Genomic DNA, 17,363 nt, shown 5'->3' on the forward strand with positions numbered 1-17,363 from the left:
CGGTGTCGAAGCTTGAACAACTGCCAAGAACTTAGGTAGTCGTTCTAGCTTCTAGGCTTCTGAAAGCTGACTTTTCAAATTTATTTGATCTAGATCACTTTCGTTTTCGCAGCAATGAATGGTGCTTTGTTATCTCCCGTTAAGACACGTCCACGACTAATGAAGACATCCTTATCCAGGATTGCATTCTCAATGATAACATTCTCCTCAATCTCACAGTTTTGGAGAATGATGCTGTTCTTCACGTACGCGCCTTTACGGATCTTCACACCACGGAACAGGATACTGTTTTCCACTTTACCTTCGATGACGCAGCCATTTGCGATCAGCGCGTTTTTAGCTGCTGCTGTATCCAAGTACTTCGCAGGCGGTTCATCTTTAACCTTCGTGTAAATCAGGTTTTTCTGGAAGAAGAGCTCTCTCCAAATCGCCGGATTAAGCAGCTGCATACTGTGCTTGTAGTAGCCTTGTATCGAGTTCACAATCCCTACATGACCTTCGAATTTGTAGCCATACACACTGAGCTTATCAATGTTTTTCATAATGCCGTCGCGAACCAAATGATCGTAACCTTGCGCTAAGCAAGATTCAACCATATCCAGCAGCAGCGCTTTGCTCATGATGTACATTTCCATTGAAATGTTGTTTGTACGCAATCTACCTGTGTGATCCTCCATGAGAGTCACTTGCCCGCTATCCTTGACCGCTAACCGACGGAATTTCCCTTGAATATCCTCATCTGTTTGCTTATAGATAACCGTAATGTCTGCTTGTGTATCCTCATGATAACGTACAGCGTCACGCAGATCGAGGTTGCATACCATGTGGCTTCGTGAAATAATAACAAGCTCTTCTTTACCACGATAGAAATAATCTCTATGGCTATAGAATTGGTATAAATCACCACGTGAAATGCCTGTTGGTTCATTGAGCACAGATGGGAGTACAAACAAGCCGCCCCGCTTCCGGTCCAAATCCCATTCTTTCCCAGAACCCAAATGATCCATGAGTGAACGATATTTATGTTGCGTGAATACTGCAACATTATCAATGTCGGAATTCACCATATTGGACAATGTAAAATCAATTAATCGATACCGGCCGCCGAACGGCACGGATGCTGGGCAACGAAAGTAGGTCAGTTCTTCCAAATCATCCGGTTCATTCACTAAATTAATGACACCCATTACATGTTTCACTCGACATCATCCCTTCTGATTGGCATTCGCTGATATCCGTTCATTACCACCAATAAGTACGATTTCCCCTTTGCCATCTACCACAGCACCGTCTTCAACGACCGTGTTTTCGCCGATAATCGCTTTGTTAATCGTTACGTTATTACCAATTTTGGCATTAGGCATAATGACGGAGTCGCGAATCTGGCTTCCTTCGCCAACTTGTACACCGAAGAACAAAACGGAATGATCGACATCCCCGAATATCGCGCAGCCTTCATTAACGAGTGAACGTTTAATATTCGCAGTTGGCGCCACATACTGAGCAGGCTGGTAAGGGTTCTGGGAGTATACACGCCAGTCCTTATCATTTAAATTAAGCTCATTATTGTCGTCCAACAGATCCATGTTCGCTTCCCATAGACTATCGATCGTACCTACATCTTTCCAGTAGCCTTCAAAAGGATAAGCGAACATTCTCGCCTCATCTTTCAGCATCATGGGAATGATATCTTTCCCAAAATCTTTGCTGGAATTAGGATTTTCCTCATCCTCGAGCAGATAAGATTTCAGTACGCTCCAATTAAAAATATAAATACCCATCGAAGCCAAGTTACTGTTCGCTTCTTTCGGTTTTTCTGCAAATTCAGTTATTTCTTGTTTGTCATTAACGCTCATGATGCCGAACCTGTTCGTTTCCTCCCATTTAACTTCAATGACAGCAATCGTTGCGTCGGCTTTCTTCTCCTTGTGGTAAGACAGCATCAGATCATAGTCCATTTTATAGATGTGATCACCCGAGATGACCAAAACATATTCAGGATCATATTGCTCAATAAAGCCGATATTGCGATAGATGGCATTCGCTGTTCCTTTATACCAATCCCCGCCTTTTTGCTCCATGAACGGTGGTAAGACCGTCACACCGCCATATTTGCGATCAAGGTCCCATGAACTTCCAATCCCAATGTACGTATTGAGTACGAGAGGTTGATACTGGGTTAGGACACCAACGGTGTCGATCCCTGAATTCGTACAATTGCTGAGGGTAAAATCAATGATACGATACTTCCCGCCAAAATGAACGGCTGGCTTGGCTAAATTGTTCGTCAGAACGCCTAATCTTCGTCCTTCTCCTCCAGCGAGGAGCATGGCAACACATTCTTTACTGCGCATATCTGATTTCCCCCTTCAACTTCGTCAATCACAGTTTGGAATTCACTCACACATTTTATATAAACAGCCGCAAGCGGCGGAATACACAACGCTAAACTATTAGGCAGCCCGTGCCATGAACGCTTTTCACTGGATATAGGCTCTGAGTTACCTTGACCAGAACCGCCAAACTCGGGTGCATCGCTGTTAAATACGACTTCGTACACACCAGACCGAGGAACGCCGATTCGGTAATCCGGGTGAACTACAGGGGTGAAATTACATACGAGAATCAAGTCATCCTCCGGCAATTTCCCTTTGCGCATAAAGGTTACAACGCTCTGGCTCTCATCATGCGGGTTGATCCACTGGAACCCGTCCGGATGATGATCCAACTGCCACAACGCTGGTTGGTCCAAATAAAATTGATTAAGTGCTTTGACGTAATGATGCATTTGACTATGTTTTTCGTACCCTTCGAGTAAAAACCAATCGAGTTCTTCAAGATCCTTCCATTCGTCGAATTGACCGAATTCACTGCCCATAAACAGCAGCTTTTTACCAGGGTGACCCGTCATATACCCGTATAGAACGCGCAGATTAGCAAATTTCTGCCAATAATCGCCTGGCATCTTATGTAGGAGCGAACGTTTGCCATGAACCACTTCGTCGTGTGAAAGCGGCAATACGTAATTTTCGCTAAAGGCATACATGAATGAGAACGTGATCAGCTTGTGATGATACTTGCGATTAATAGGATCTAATTTCATATAACGCAGCATATCGTTCATCCAACCCATGTTCCACTTATAATTAAATCCGAGCCCTCCATCGTGGATAGGCGCAGTAACGAGCGGCCAATCGGTAGAATCCTCAGCCATCATCAACGCATCCGGATAGAAGGAGAAAACGACCTGATTCAACTTGCGCAGGAAGGCTATCGCTTCGGGATTATCATCCCCACCCCATTGATTCTTGATCGGTTCCTCATTCCATCTGCCGAAATTCAAATGCAGCATGGAAGCTACAGCATCCACTCTTATCCCATCAATATGATACATGTCCATCCAAAATACAGCATTGGAGATTAAGAAGGTTTGAACCTCGGGACGACCAAAATCGAAAGTAAGTGTACCCCATTCCAGCTTCTCTGCTTTGCGAGGGTCTTCATATTCATAAAGCGGCTTCCCGTCAAACAGCCTGAGTCCATGACTGTCCTTACAGAAATGGCCAGGGACCCAATCCATAATGACCCCAATCCCCTTTTGATGACACCGGTCAACGAAATGCATGAATTCCTTGGGAGAACCGTGGCGGCTAGTTACGGAGAAATAACCTGTTGCTTGATAGCCCCAAGAACGGTCAAACGGATGTTCTGCGAGCGGCATTAATTCAATGTGCGTATAACCCATATCAACTGCGTAATCGACTAGCTCTTCAGCAAGCTGAACATAGGTATATAAGTCTTCACTATGTCGGTCCTTTTTGCGCCACGTACCCAGATGAACCTCATAAATGGATAATGGCTTATTGTAAGCGGGGCTTTCCTTTTTCTGCTGCTGCCATGCCTGATCCTTCCATTCGTAACCTTCGAGATCAACGACACGCGATGCGGTACCCGGACGTAATTCCGAATAAAAGGCATACGGGTCTGCTTTTAACAAAATCTGGCCCGTCTCGCTATGAATTTCAAACTTGTAAAAATCGCCTTCACTTGCTTCTGGAACGAATAAAAGCCATAAGCCAAGAGTACTTAACTTCTCCATACGATGAGTCCCAGATTGCCAACTGTTGAAATCACCAAGCAAGTTAACCTGTTTGGCATGAGGTGCCCATACGGCAAAACGAACTCCCTCTTGGCCTATTGTTTTGCTTACATGCGCCCCTAAGATGCGATAACTGTGGTAAAGGGATCCTTCATGAAGCAGAAACAAATCTTCTGGGCTAGGTATACCAACATTTGCCCCCACGTTATCCCTCCTTAAAATCAACCTGATTTCGTCAAAACTGGATTTTACTTATATTCGCCTTACGTTACAAATACAACAACCAGGCAAAGAATCCTTCATTTTTACATTAAAAAAAAAAAGGAAATTACTCAACCCTTGGTGAATTAATTGAGGGACATTATATCGAGAGGTGGAACACAAATAATGAAAGATAAAGTAAAGGGACTTATCGTTGGTTTAACGATCGGTTCCGTATTAAGCGGTACCGTTGCATTTGCAGCAAACAGTCAAATTGAAGTCGCATTCCGAAGTCTTAAGTATATGTTTGACGGTGTTGAGAAAGCACCTTCCGAAGCTAAAGGATTTATTTATGAAGGCTCTACCTATGTACCCCTTAGATTTGTAAGTGAAGCACTTGGGAAAAAAGTCGAGTGGGACGAAGAAAATGAAACGATTTGGATCGGCAACAATCCTAAACATGTGGTAGCTACTTACAAGGGTGGAACTGTTACAAAGGGTGAATTTGATACCTTCTTTGCTTTGCAAGGGCTCTTCAACGCAGACCATGCGGCCTCTAAAGATGACCTGGATTATCAAAAAAAGGTGGTCACACAACTAATTCAGAACCGTATTCTTTTCGGTAAAGCATCTGAGACAGACCAAAACGCTGCGAAAGACAGTGCTGTTAAGCAAATCGCTGCTTGGAAAAGCCAATTTGGCGAAGCGAAGTTCCAGGACGATTTGAAAAAAGTGAACACGACCGTAACGGATCTTCAGTACTTTCTGGTAGGCAGCATCGGTGCACAAAATTACATAAAGTCCAGTATTTCCGATGCCCAGTTAAAAGCCAAATATGATGAAACACTCAAAGCAGACAAAGATGCTTTTACCATCGCCTCTGTGCGCCACATTTTGATTGGATTGAATGACCCAACAAGCTCAGAGACCAAAGCTCTTCGTACGAAAGAGGAAGCACTTAAACGAGCAAAAGAAGTACAACAGAAGCTTAAGAACGGTGAAGATTTCGCCAAGCTGGCCAAAGAATTCTCAGATGACCCGGGTTCCAAAGATGCTGGTGGTCTTTATGCGGATGCCGATGTAAGTCAGTGGGTACCAGAATTTAAGAAAGCAGCTATCGAGCAGACGATCGGAACGATCGGTGATCCTATCGCGACAGATTTCGGTTATCATGTTATCAAAGTAGAAGCCAGATCCGTTAAATCCTTTGATTCTGTAAAAGAGCAGCTAAAAGCTGCGCTTGAACAACAGCAATTTCAACAATTTGTAGAAAAAGAACTGCCTGGTTTGATTGAAAAGATCGATTTAGGTCAATAAATGGTGTACAATGAATGTTTGTTAAAGTATACAAGTTGAAGGATGGAATGCAGCATGTTTTATGCAAAAGACTGGGTTGATTATGAGCTCCTCGATACAGGCGGCGGCGAAAAGCTCGAGCGTTGGGGCACGATCGTCCTGAGAAGACCAGACCCACAAATCATTTGGCCGTTACAAAAAGAAACACCGGCATGGCGTCAAGCTGACGCTCATTATCATCGCAGCTCAAGCGGCGGCGGACAATGGGAGCAGCACGCAGAGCTTCCTGAACGCTGGACGATTAACTATGACCAGAAGTTGTCCTTCTATATTAAGCCAACCAGCTTCAAGCATACGGGCTTATTCCCTGAGCAAGCAGTCAACTGGAAATGGATGATGGACAAAATCCAAGGAGCCGGACGTCCTATCAAAGTACTAAACCTGTTTGCCTATACAGGCGGAGCCTCACTGGCTTGCGCTTACGCAGGCGCCGAAGTTTGCCATGTGGATGCCTCCAAAGGAGTCGTTCAATGGGCTAAGGAAAATCTGCATCTAAGCGGCCTAGGCAGTCGTCCTGTTCGTTTTATCACGGATGACGTATTCAAATTCGTACAAAGAGAACAGCGCCGCGGAAGCAAGTACGATGCGATTATCATGGATCCTCCTTCCTACGGACGCGGACCCAATGGCGAGACTTGGAAATTGGAAGAAGACCTCTTCCCTTTCATTCAGACCTGCCAATCGATTCTAACGGACAATCCGTTGTTCCTGTTGATCAACTCTTATACAACGGGTATCTCGGCTACTGTGCTCCAGAATATCTTAAGCATGGCGATGAAAGCCAAGCATGGCGGCACGATCTCCAGTGGCGAAATCGGCCTGCCGATCACCCACTCCGGCTTGATGCTCCCTTGCGGTATTCTGGGACGCTGGGAGGCGTAACGGTGGCAGCATCTAGAGATGGCTCGGGAGCATCACAAATTCCGATACTGTTCGAAGACAACCACATTCTTGTGGTTGAGAAGCCCGTCAACATGCCTACGCAGGAAGACGATTCACGTGATCCTGATCTGCTGAATGTGCTGAAGGCAGATCTGAAGCACCGTCATAACAAGCCCGGCAATGTGTACCTCGGGCTTGTACACCGGCTGGATCGTCCCGTTGGCGGCGTGATGGTATTCGCCAAAACGTCAAAAGCCGCGTCCCGATTATCTGACGCGGTAAGAACGAGGCAGCTCGACAAGACGTACGTCGCTGTCGTGCATGGCAAGCCGCCACAGTCGTCCGCTACGCTGCGTCACTGGCTTTGGAAGGACACGCGGACGAATACCGTCAGCGTGGTCAGAGAAGGCCAGCAGGACGCCAAGGAGGCTGTGCTGGACTATAAGCTGCTCGGCAGCCAAGATGGGCTCAGCTTGATCCAGATCAAGCTGCACACCGGGCGGCCGCATCAAATCCGCGTGCAGCTGGCAGCCATCGGCTGCACGCTCTACGGCGACCAGCGCTACGGCAGCGCGGTCAACAAGCCCGGCCAGCAGCTTGCGCTGTGGGCCACGGCTCTTGCCTTTGAGCATCCAACGCTCAAAGAGACGCTGCGCTTTCGGTCGCTGCCGCCGATGCAGCGGCCTTGGAGCGAATTTACACTCCCAGAGTTGTAAATTCGCCTCAAACCTTTGAGTCGCTATTAATTGGCGACCTTCCCAAGCAAATAAATAAGCAATTTCTGATTATGGGCGGAAACGCGGCTCAGGTACGAATCCAACAGTTGTTCCCGGATTCTCATACCTCTCTCGCATTCCGCCTTTCCTTTTTCCGTGACGTTGACCCAAACGATACGGCGGTCCTTCTCATCCCGCTCCCTTGCGATCAATTCACTTTTCTCCATCCGATCTAACAATGTTGTCACAGCTGCAGGCGTTGTGGATAAATATTCGATTAAATCAGAAGGCTTCATCCGTTCATTCGTCATAAGCAGCTCCAACACGTTAAGCTGTCCTTCTGTAATAGTAGGAGCTAATCCTACCTCCATCTGGTTTTTCAATTCCTTAGACAATTTCAACCATAGCTTCCCAAATTCATCGGAATACAACCTCATCAACTCGCTTCCAACATCTCCTAAGGCAAGTATAGCACGCCTTTTCTTTGGTTTAAAGGTTAATGCCATTAATATTTTCAGACAAAAGCTGCACCGTTTGAGACATGCTGTGGCTTGCTGTCGATCCCTCCATTACTTTGTCCGTTTAACAAGAAATTGGCCATGCTTCTCGACTTCTTTTAACACCTCGCCCACTACTTACATATACTGTGATCGCAGGTATGTACAGATTTTACGAATGAAAACAGTTTCTATGCTTAGTAATTATCACTAAAAGGGGACTATCGATTCCTTCGCACAACTGGTAGGCATAACTCAAAAATCAATTTTATAGTCTTTCAGCATCCTCGTGAAGATCGATGGGCTATTTTTGTTGCGAAATGGCTTGTATAGGACCAAATTATTGTACATCACAGACTGTCGATTGATTCATTATGCCTCCACACAACCAGACTGGCATTCATAACTCTAAAATGCGATGGTCATTCAGCTAGATAGGCTATAGTAATTACCAATGTTGTATGTTCTACAACAATTCAAACGCCAAAAGGCCATTTTTCAACTTGAAGTTGCATTTCGTACAACATTTTGAGCACATTTGTTGCAAAATCGCCTATATCGAGCTCAATTGTTGTACATTGTGCAACACCGATGGGTAAGAGGCCGGATCTAGGCAGTAATTGTTGCACTTTCTGCAACTTCGACGATCTCAAAGGTCTTATTTTTACGATGATAATTTCTGAAGAAAACTCAAAGGAGTGGTTTAAGGTGGAAGCTTGGAAAATAGAGCTTGGTAAAAAGGCACTAGAGGCTGGCATAATGAAAGACCCACAGTGGCTGGATCGATTAGACGAACCGATGCCCCTGTGGGTCCTATTGGAGTTAGCTTTTATGCTCATTGAGAAGCTGGATCCACCTACAGTCAGCTATGATTGAGGGAATCTCAAGATCTCAACGATCGCATCTGTTTTGGAAACAGGTATAAGTTGTTTACCTTGTGCTTTTCGATCCTCCAGAGGTGCTGTCTCTGTTGAGAAACGCAGCTTCTCCCCATTACTCATGACAGCCGTAATGAGATAATCCATTTTCACGATAAATGTGCGTATTAACGCTGAACCATTAGGTCTCACACGCTTGCCTTCTTTAAATTCAAAGGTAAGTATGCCCTTTCCGCCGCGTCCTTGGATGGGATAGTCCACAACTAGGGAACGCTTCGCATACCCGAGGTCCGAGATGACCAACACTTCTCCCTCATCCCCATAAATCCACTCGGCCGAGACGACCTCATCGTCTTCCTTGAGCTGGATGCCGCGCACACCCGCGGCCGCACGGCCCATCGGGTTCACTTCCTCCTCACGGAAACGGATACTCATGCCCTGCTTCGTGACAAGCAATATTTCTTTCGTATTGTCACTTAGGTGTACGCGAAGGACTTCATCACTGTCACCTAGCTTACAAGCAACGATTCCGTTTGAGCGGTTCGTCATATATTCTTTCAGCTCTGTACGCTTCACTTGTCCTTTGCGTGTGACGAACACAAGCGACTTGGTCGGATCCTCAAAGCCCTTCACTGGAATAACGTTTACTATACGATCTTCCTTGGCAATAGGAATGACATTTACAATCGCAGTGCCGTTCTCTTTCCACTTATACTCAGGAACTTGATGGACAGGCAGTAAGTAATATTGACCTTTCTTCGTGAAGATCAACAAGCTTTCGATCGTGTTCACGTCGAGCAGGAAGCGCAAGTAATCGCCTTCCTTGAGTCCTGTGTTCTCGAGTTCTCCGCCTGAACGTGTGAACGAAAGCTTGCTCGTCCGTTTCAGGTAACCTTCATTGGACAACGTAACAAGGACGTCTTCCGCGTTGACGAGTACCTCGAGATTAACCTTCAACTCTTCCACTTCGCCTTGAATATCCGAGCGGCGGTCGATGCCATACTTCTTTCGGATTTCGCCCATTTCATCTTTAATTACGCCTAACAGCTTCTTCAAGCTGCCAAGAATACCACGTAAGTAGGCAATTGTTTTCTCTACATCTTTCAACTCTTTTTCAAGCGTTGTGATTTCTAAATTCGTTAATCGGTATAATTGCAAAACAAGAATAGCATCTGCTTGTCGCTCCGAGAATCCAAACTTCTCAACAAGGTTGTTTTGCGCATCTTGCCGATTCTTGGAAGCTTTAATCGTTGCGATAACTTCATCCAAGATGTTAAGAGCTTTAACAAGTCCCTCTAATACATGTGCACGGTCTTCGGCTTTCTCAAGCTCGTATTGGGAGCGGAATGTAACAACTTCCTTCTGATGCCCAATATAAGCTTCAAGAATTTCACGAATACCCAATTGACGAGGCGCTTTATTCACAATCGCAACCATATTGAAATTATAGGTCACTTGCAAGTCAGTCTTCTTCAGTAAGTAAGCTAAAATACCCTGGGCATCAGCTTCCTTCTTAAGCTCCACAACAATCCGCAACCCATTACGACCGCTTTCATCGCGTACTTCGGCAATTCCTTCTATTTTCTTTTCAAGCCGAATGTTCTCCATGGCCGTAACCAGACGAGATTTGACTACTTGATAAGGGATTTCCGTGATGACAATTTGTTGTCTGCCGCCGCGCATATCTTCTATCGCTGTTTTGGAACGTATGTAAATACGGCCTTTTCCCGTGCGATAAGCTTCGCGAATGCCTTCCTCACCCATGATAATGCCTGAAGTAGGAAAATCGGGTCCTTTAACGATCGTCATCAATTCTTCGACGCTGATCTCAGGCTTGTCGATCATGGCTGTGCAAGCATCAATAATTTCACGTAAATTATGCGGTGGAATTTCCGTTGCGAACCCAGCCGAAATCCCGGTAACACCATTTACCAATAAGTTCGGATACCGCGCTGGAAGCACGACGGGCTCCTTCGTGGAATTATCGAAATTATCCTTGAACATGACCGTACGTTTCTCGATATCACGCAGTAGTTCCATCGCAATCTCAGAAAGTCTCGCCTCTGTGTAACGCATAGCTGCCGGCGGATCATCATCCATGGATCCCCAGTTTCCATGGCCATCCACGAGCGTGTGGCCCATCTTCCACGGCTGTGCCATACGAACCATACCATCATAGATGGAAGCATCTCCATGCGGATGGTAATTCCCCATGACATCACCGACGGTTTTGGCCGATTTACGATAAGGCTTATCAGGGGTATTGCCAGAGTCGTACATCGCGTACAATACACGTCGTTGTACAGGTTTTAAACCATCTCTTACATCTGGAATCGCGCGATCCTGAATAATATATTTAGAATAACGCCCGAAACGATCGCCAACGATCTCCTCCAGATAGGCAGGTAAAAACTCTTCTAATATGCTCATCTTTCATTCACCACTCTTTTTGGTCTACTCTACATATTCGGTAAAATCGACGTTCTCGATAATCCACCGCTTGCGTGGATCTACCTTATCGCCCATTAATGTTGTTACTCGTCGTTCCGCTTTTGCTGGATCTTCAATTTGTACTTGCAGCAAGGTACGACTTTCCGGATTCATCGTCGTTTCCCACAACTGCTCTGGATTCATCTCACCAAGACCTTTATAGCGCTGCAGCTCGGTATTCTTACCAAGTTCTTTGACAACAACCTGTAGTTGATCGTCCGTCCAAGCGTACTTGTATCCGCCATTCTTGCCTTTTCTTGTCACTTTATAAAGCGGAGGCTGTGCGATGTACACTTTACCCTGATCGATCAATGGCTTCATATAGCGGTAAAAGAAGGTCAAAAGCAAAACCTGAATGTGCGCACCGTCCGTGTCTGCATCTGTCATAATAATAATTTTGCCGTAATTCATCTCTTCTGCTTCGAATTCAGAGCCAACTCCAGCTCCAATGGCGGCGATGATCGCTTTGTATTCATCATTTTTCATAATATCGAGAAGCTTGGATTTCTCGGGATTCATCGGTTTTCCTTTGAGCGGTAAAATCGCCTGGTGTTTAGAATCACGTCCTTGTTTGGCTGAGCCACCGGCGGAATCTCCTTCGACAATGAACAACTCATTGCGCTGCAAATCCTTCGATTGTGCAGGGGTTAGCTTACCATTCAGGTTCGAGCTCTCACTCTTTCCTTTTTTACCGCTGCGAATTTCTTCCCGCGCTTTACGAGCCGCTTCCCGTGCTTTGGAAGCTTGTACAGCCTTCTTCAGCATCATTTGCGCGATTTGCGGATTTTCCTCCAAGAAAACAGTCATTTTATCAGAAACAACTGCATCTACTGCACTTCTTGCATTTGCGCTTCCAAGCTGATCTTTCGTTTGACCAACGAATTCAACATCGCCCATCTTGATATTGATAACAACCATCATACCTTCCCGAAGGTCGGTGCCATCAAGATTTTTTTCTTTTTCTTTGATAATGCCCCCCTTACGGGCATATTCATTCATGACGCGTGTATAAGCTGTCTTAAACCCGGTCTCATGGGTACCGCCGCCGCGGGTAGGGATTGAGTTTACGAAGGAAGCAATCGTCTCCGTATAGCCATCATTGTACTGCAAGGCCACTTCTACTTCGATTTCATCCTTTTCTGAAGCAAAGTGAATCACAGGATGAAGAACTGTTTTCTCCTCATTGAGGAATTCAACAAATTGACTTGCGCCACCCTCATATTGAAAAGTGTCTAGCTTATCCGAACGTTCGTCTTTCAAGTTTACGAGAAGTCCAGAGTTGAGGAAAGCAATTTCTTGCAGACGTTCAGCTAAGGTATCGTAGTTTATAGTTGTACCGCCTTGAAATACGCGTTTGTCGGGCTTGAAGGTTACTTTCGTTCCTGTGCGATTGGTATTCCCTACTACTTCAAGTCCAGTAACGGGTTCACCAACATGCTCGATTCCTGCATCGTCGACCCAATATTCAAAGCGCATTTTATGCACCTTGCCATCTCGGTAAATTTCTACTTCCAGCCATTCGGATAAAGCATTCGTTACCGATGCGCCAACACCATGGAGTCCGCCAGACTTCTTATAGCCTGATCCGCCAAATTTGCCGCCGGCATGCAAAATTGTAAATACAACTTGTGGAGTTGGTACACCGGTCTTATGCATACCGGTTGGAATCCCCCTGCCATTATCCTGAACCGTAATGGACTGATCTTTATGTATCGTCACATTAATCTTGGAACAATGTTTGGCAAGATGCTCGTCAACTGCGTTGTCCACGATCTCCCAGATCAGGTGATGTAGTCCTGATGCACTTGTACTACCAATATACATCCCTGGTCTTTTACGAACCGCTACAAGACCCTCCAGGACTTGTATATCATCAGCCTCATAATTCGATGTTGGGGCTATTCCTTTCGCAAATTCTAGCTGCTCGGACATTGAAGCCCTCCTTTATCTAATATAACCGTTAATTCAAAACATCTTTTCGTGAAAATACCGTAAAGGAAACAATGAGTGAAGCAATCGCCCACACACTTAAAACACTTAGAGAGAAGGTCAAGTCCATCCCTTTTATTGGCGGAAGGCCACCTGTTAAATACTTAGTTAAGTCTAAATTGACCATAAACAAATATTTCGCAGTTTCCCATGAAGATACCATGTTCGAAAGAATGGTCCCTGATATTAATACGGCAAGCATGACCCCCATACCTGCTGCAGTGGAACGGATGAGAACGGATAGCATTAGTGACATGAGTGCAACAACTAATGCTGAGAACCAAACCAATCCAAACTCCATGATAAGAAAGAACCATTGATCAACTGCACGTACTAGACTGAAATCCACTTCCGTACCTGTCAGCTGAATACCTGTAAATACAGGCATCGTCCATCCGTTATAGCCGAAAACAACACCAGAAATCAAATAACATAAGACACCAGTGGACAATACGGTTAGCGAAGTAAAGAAGACAACCGTAATTAATTTACTCAATAGGATTTTCCATCGCCGGACCGGTCTTGTCAACAATAATTTAATAGTCCCCGTAGAATGCTCAGATGATACGATGTCAGCGGAAATGACCATGATAATGAGCGGTATGAATAAACCGACCGCATTTTTCACAAACTCGCGTGTAAAAGTAACCGCATTCGGTGTACTCGGATCTACATCCTTTTCAAGATAATAGTTAGCGATTTGAATTTGCACTCTAAGCTGTTGTTTCCACTCATCCGGCGTTCGAGCCGAGCTTAAACGCTTTTCCCAGTCGGCAATTTTCTGCCGTTGGTCCGCCTTCCAATCCGTTGTACCAAACTGCTTTTGTGTATTTTGGGCAACTCGCATTTGAGCATAAGTGAACATAGGGATTAATGCAAGAAGTATAAGTAGGATAACATAAAAGCGCTTTTTCTTAATCATTTTAATACATTCATTCTTGACAAGGGCATATAAACTAAGCAATTCTTTCACCTTCCCCTACTCAATTCTTTCACCTTCGGTTAGGCTCAAGAACAAATCTTCCAGTGTTGGATTTTTGATTTCTACAGCAAACAGGCTAATTCCTGCTTCCATCAAATGCTGACTTACCTGCGGGACGTTTTCCTTGTCCATTTGAGTAACGATTTGTTTCACCGCCAAGGGCAAGCCGATTGGACTTTCTTGAGAAATTTCCTCAATGGCGTGCACAAGCGGCGACGCCTCTAAAAGCCCCTCGGCCTTGTCGGCCGGAGACACGGACCACACCACTTTGCCGCCTTGAGCGACCAAATCATCGACAGCACCCACTTGAATGACTTCACCATGACTAATGATGGCTACACGATGGCACATCTGTTGAATCTCGCTAAGCAAGTGACTGGACACGAATAAGCTTAGTCCACCCGCGGCCAAACGCTGAATGAACTCCCTCATTTCCTTAATTCCCTGTGGATCAAGACCATTCGTAGGCTCGTCCAATATCAACAAACTAGGCCGTCCAAGCAGTGCCTGAGCAATACCGAGTCGTTGACGCATACCAAGGGAATAAGTACGAACCTTATCGTGAATACGTTGATCCATGGAGACGATCTCAACGACCTCTTGGATTCGTTTATCGTCGACATTCGGTAGCATTCTTGCAAAATGCTCAAGATTTTCCCAACCTGTCAAATAAGAATATAGCTCGGGATTCTCGACGATACAACCGACATGGCGCATCGCTTGATTATGCTCCTTGTGAACATCGTGCCCACAAATCTGAATAGACCCTTCAGTCGGACGTATTAAATCAACGAGCATACGAATCGTCGTTGTTTTGCCTGACCCATTGGGTCCTAAGAAACCGAAGATTTCACCTGCGTATACATCAAAAGAAATCCCTTTAATAATCTCTTTATTTTTAATTCGTTTTTTTAAATTTTTCACAGATAAAACCGTCGTTGGTACTGCTGCTACTGCCATCTGCTTGGCCTCCCCTACTTTAGAATTTGAACAATCCGATCGGCAATGCGTTCATAGCCGTCCCCGTTTGGATGAAAATGATCGGCTGAGGACAAATATTTGATCAAATTTTGTTCAAACAAATCATAGGTTGGGACAATGGCCATATGAGGATAACGATTCATCATTTCAAAGACACGGTTATTCCAACGCTGTACAATAAGCGAACCTTCTTTTTTGGGATCTAAATCAAGAAAAGGATGATATAAGCCAACATACAACACAGTTGCATTCGGATTGGCCTTATTAATTGCTTGAATGACCTTATCCATTTTGGCCAGCGCAGGTTCTACGCGTTTCAGCGCACCCTCTGGGTTAAACTCCGTCTGATTTTCTCCTTTAAAAAGCCCTTCCCCACCAGCAAAAATGTCATTGCCACCAATCGTGAGTAAAATGATATCCGCCTGAGCGAGTGCATCCTGCGTCTTTTTCAGCGCTAGATCTGAGAGAAGTTGGTCACTCTTATAGCCTGGAATCGCCAGATTATTAAGCACGAATACTGGCTTACCGCTTTCCTTCTCCAGCTTTTCCCGGACACGTCCAACGTATCCTTTGCCAGTGTTATCACCTGTTCCTGCAGTTAATGAATCTCCAAGTGCAACAATCTGAAGCTTACTTTTACTCTCAATCATTGTTTCTTTCTTAGGCGAAGTCGTTACAAGATTGAGGTCTCCGGTTGCTTTGGGAAACCATATTTGATTCGCCGCGTAAGCAAAGCCTACTGCGAAAACTATCGTAGATATCGAAGCTGTAAGGCCAATTGCGCCCCACATAAAACGAGATGATCTCAAGGAAGTCCCCTCCTGCGAATAATTGGCATAATTCACTCTAAGAGTATAGCTTCTTGAATAAATTTGCAAACATTACAATACGGATCGGGCCCACAAGGGATCGTGAGTTACCCGTTTCATTTATTTTGAAAAAATATGCTGCTTTCAAAGAAGCTGGCTCTATTTTAACAAAAATGCGTCTTTGGGAAGGCGGCAGCAGCCTGAGACGATTGTTTAGGATGTCTCTTGGTAGTTCAACAGCGTATAGGCTGCTGTGATGGCCTATTTTACTTTGAAATCGTGGAGTAGGCTGGTATATGGTAGACAGAAAACCGTTTTCCGAGCTTTCGCTTGGTGATGATATTGAGAAAACCCTGGCCATAGCCACGTCCTTCGTTTAACAGCCCCTCCTAGCTACTTGAACATCTGCAACGATGTAAATCATCGTTACAGAGCAAGACACTCACGGCTGAGACATCTGCAACAATGTAAAACATCGTTGCAAGTTGCACGCAGCGCGGATGTCAGCGTTTTTTTCATCTGCAACGTTGAAAATCATCGTTACAGCGTGAGACTGCCACGGCTGAGACATCTGCAACGATGTAAAACATTGTAAAACATCGTTACAAGTTCCACGCAGCGCGGGAGCCAGCACTGTTTTCACCTGCAACGCTGAAAATCATCGTTACAGCGCGAGACAGCCACGGCTGAGACATCTGCAACGATGTAAAACATCTTTGCAAGTTGCACTCAGCGCGGATGTCAGCGCTGTTTTCATCTGCAACGATGTAAAACATCTTTGCAAGTTGCACTCAGCGCGGATGTCAGCGCTGTTTTCATCTGCAACGATGTAAATCATCGTTACAGCGCGAGACAGCCACGGCTGAGACATCTGCAACGATGTAAAACATCGTTACAAGTTCCACGCAGCGCGGGTGTCAGCGCTTTTTTCATCTGCAACGCTGAAGATCATCGTTACAGCGCGAGACTGCCACGGCTGAGACATCTGCAACGATGTAAAACATCGTTGCAAGTTCCACGCAGCGCGGGAGCCAGCACTGTTTTCACCTGCAACGCTGAAAATCATCGTTACAGCGCGAGACTGCCACGGCTGAGACATCTGCAACGATGTAAAACATCGTTACAAGCTGCACGCAACGCGGATGTCAGCGCTTTTTTCATCTGAACGCTGAAAATCATCGTTACCGCGCGAGACAGCCACGGCTGAGGCATTTGCAACGATGTAAAACATCGTTGCAAGTTCCACGCAACGCGGGAGCCAGCACTGTTTTCATATGCAACAATGTAAAACATCGTTGCAAGTTGCACGCAGCACGGATGTCAGCGCTTTTTTCATCTGCAACGATGTAAATCATCGTTACAAGCCACACGCAGCACGGATATCAGGCCTTATCCCACCTGTATTAAAGGGTTGCCTTCTGTCACCCAAAACATATAAATTCTTATCTTATGAGATAAGCTCGTAAACCGAGCTCTCATTTGT

General features: G+C 45.3%; 14 protein-coding genes. 5 read left to right on the forward strand and 9 right to left on the reverse strand.

Features of this window, described 5'->3' with window-relative positions:
* Positions 1 to 89: 89 nt before the first annotated feature.
* From glgD to glgB, 3 genes are read right to left on the reverse strand one after another with little or no spacing between them, the layout of a single operon-like run.
* Complete coding sequence (gene glgD, locus ASG85_RS35860; protein ID WP_056838899.1) at positions 90 to 1,199, reverse strand: glucose-1-phosphate adenylyltransferase subunit GlgD; 1,110 nt, start codon at positions 1,197 to 1,199, stop codon at positions 90 to 92.
* Positions 1,200 to 1,205: 6 nt separating this feature from the next.
* Positions 1,206 to 2,354, reverse strand: a complete 1,149-nt coding sequence (locus tag ASG85_RS35865; protein ID WP_047674383.1) for a glucose-1-phosphate adenylyltransferase — start codon at positions 2,352 to 2,354, stop codon at positions 1,206 to 1,208.
* Positions 2,297 to 4,303, reverse strand: a complete 2,007-nt coding sequence (glgB, locus tag ASG85_RS35870; protein ID WP_063860483.1) for a 1,4-alpha-glucan branching protein GlgB — start codon at positions 4,301 to 4,303, stop codon at positions 2,297 to 2,299. The genes ASG85_RS35865 and glgB overlap by 58 nt, the downstream gene beginning before the upstream one ends.
* Positions 4,304 to 4,486: 183 nt before the next feature.
* Here glgB and ASG85_RS35875 point away from each other — a divergent pair, with 183 nt between their 5' ends.
* The 3 genes from ASG85_RS35875 to ASG85_RS35885 are packed head-to-tail and all read left to right on the forward strand — an operon-like array spanning position 4,487 to position 7,254.
* Complete coding sequence (locus ASG85_RS35875) at positions 4,487 to 5,617, forward strand: peptidylprolyl isomerase (protein ID WP_060649425.1); 1,131 nt, start codon at positions 4,487 to 4,489, stop codon at positions 5,615 to 5,617.
* A gap of 54 nt (positions 5,618 to 5,671) precedes the next feature.
* Positions 5,672 to 6,538 carry a class I SAM-dependent methyltransferase gene (locus ASG85_RS35880; RefSeq protein WP_060649426.1) on the forward strand — a complete coding sequence of 289 codons (867 nt, stop codon included), beginning with the start codon at positions 5,672 to 5,674 and terminating at the stop codon, positions 6,536 to 6,538.
* A gap of 2 nt (positions 6,539 to 6,540) precedes the next feature.
* Complete coding sequence (locus tag ASG85_RS35885) at positions 6,541 to 7,254, forward strand: RluA family pseudouridine synthase (protein ID WP_060649427.1); 714 nt, start codon at positions 6,541 to 6,543, stop codon at positions 7,252 to 7,254.
* 26 nt (positions 7,255 to 7,280) lie between these two features.
* Here ASG85_RS35885 and ASG85_RS35890 read toward each other — a convergent pair whose 3' ends face one another.
* A complete protein-coding gene (locus tag ASG85_RS35890) occupies positions 7,281 to 7,685 on the reverse strand; it encodes a MarR family winged helix-turn-helix transcriptional regulator (RefSeq protein WP_057301854.1) in 405 nt (134 codons plus the stop codon).
* A gap of 774 nt (positions 7,686 to 8,459) precedes the next feature.
* Here ASG85_RS35890 and ASG85_RS35895 point away from each other — a divergent pair.
* Entirely contained in the window at positions 8,460 to 8,627 is a 168-nt protein-coding gene (locus ASG85_RS35895) for a hypothetical protein (RefSeq protein WP_200957347.1), read from the forward strand.
* Here the strand turns inward: ASG85_RS35895 and gyrA are convergent.
* The 5 genes from gyrA to ASG85_RS35920 are packed head-to-tail and all read right to left on the reverse strand — an operon-like array spanning position 8,618 to position 15,880.
* Positions 8,618 to 11,059 (reverse strand): DNA gyrase subunit A, encoded by a 2,442-nt coding sequence (gyrA, locus tag ASG85_RS35900; protein WP_057301735.1) that lies wholly within the window; start codon positions 11,057 to 11,059, stop codon positions 8,618 to 8,620. The two genes, ASG85_RS35895 and gyrA, sit on opposite strands and share 10 nt — an antisense overlap.
* A 24-nt stretch (positions 11,060 to 11,083) precedes the next feature.
* On the reverse strand, positions 11,084 to 13,051 hold the full coding sequence (parE, locus tag ASG85_RS35905) for a DNA topoisomerase IV subunit B (RefSeq protein WP_060649428.1): 1,968 nt from the start codon (positions 13,049 to 13,051) through the stop codon (positions 11,084 to 11,086).
* Between the two features lie 28 nt (positions 13,052 to 13,079).
* Positions 13,080 to 14,072: an ABC transporter permease gene (locus ASG85_RS35910; protein WP_029193094.1), complete on the reverse strand. Its 993-nt coding sequence runs from the start codon at positions 14,070 to 14,072 to the stop codon at positions 13,080 to 13,082.
* Positions 14,073 to 14,087: 15 nt separating this feature from the next.
* Positions 14,088 to 15,050, reverse strand: coding sequence for an ABC transporter ATP-binding protein (locus ASG85_RS35915; RefSeq protein WP_057301737.1), 963 nt, complete (start codon positions 15,048 to 15,050; stop codon positions 14,088 to 14,090).
* Between the two features lie 14 nt (positions 15,051 to 15,064).
* Complete coding sequence (locus tag ASG85_RS35920; RefSeq protein WP_200957342.1) at positions 15,065 to 15,880, reverse strand: GDSL-type esterase/lipase family protein; 816 nt, start codon at positions 15,878 to 15,880, stop codon at positions 15,065 to 15,067.
* A 53-nt stretch (positions 15,881 to 15,933) separates the two neighbouring features.
* Here ASG85_RS35920 and ASG85_RS38560 point away from each other — a divergent pair, with 53 nt between their 5' ends.
* Positions 15,934 to 16,137 (forward strand): hypothetical protein, encoded by a 204-nt coding sequence (locus ASG85_RS38560; RefSeq protein WP_156397091.1) that lies wholly within the window; start codon positions 15,934 to 15,936, stop codon positions 16,135 to 16,137.
* The last annotated feature ends 1,226 nt before the right edge of the window (positions 16,138 to 17,363 follow it).

Origin of the sequence: Paenibacillus sp. Soil724D2 (genome assembly GCF_001427935.1) — a bacterium.
In the GTDB taxonomy this organism is placed as follows: domain Bacteria; phylum Bacillota; class Bacilli; order Paenibacillales; family NBRC-103111; genus Paenibacillus_E.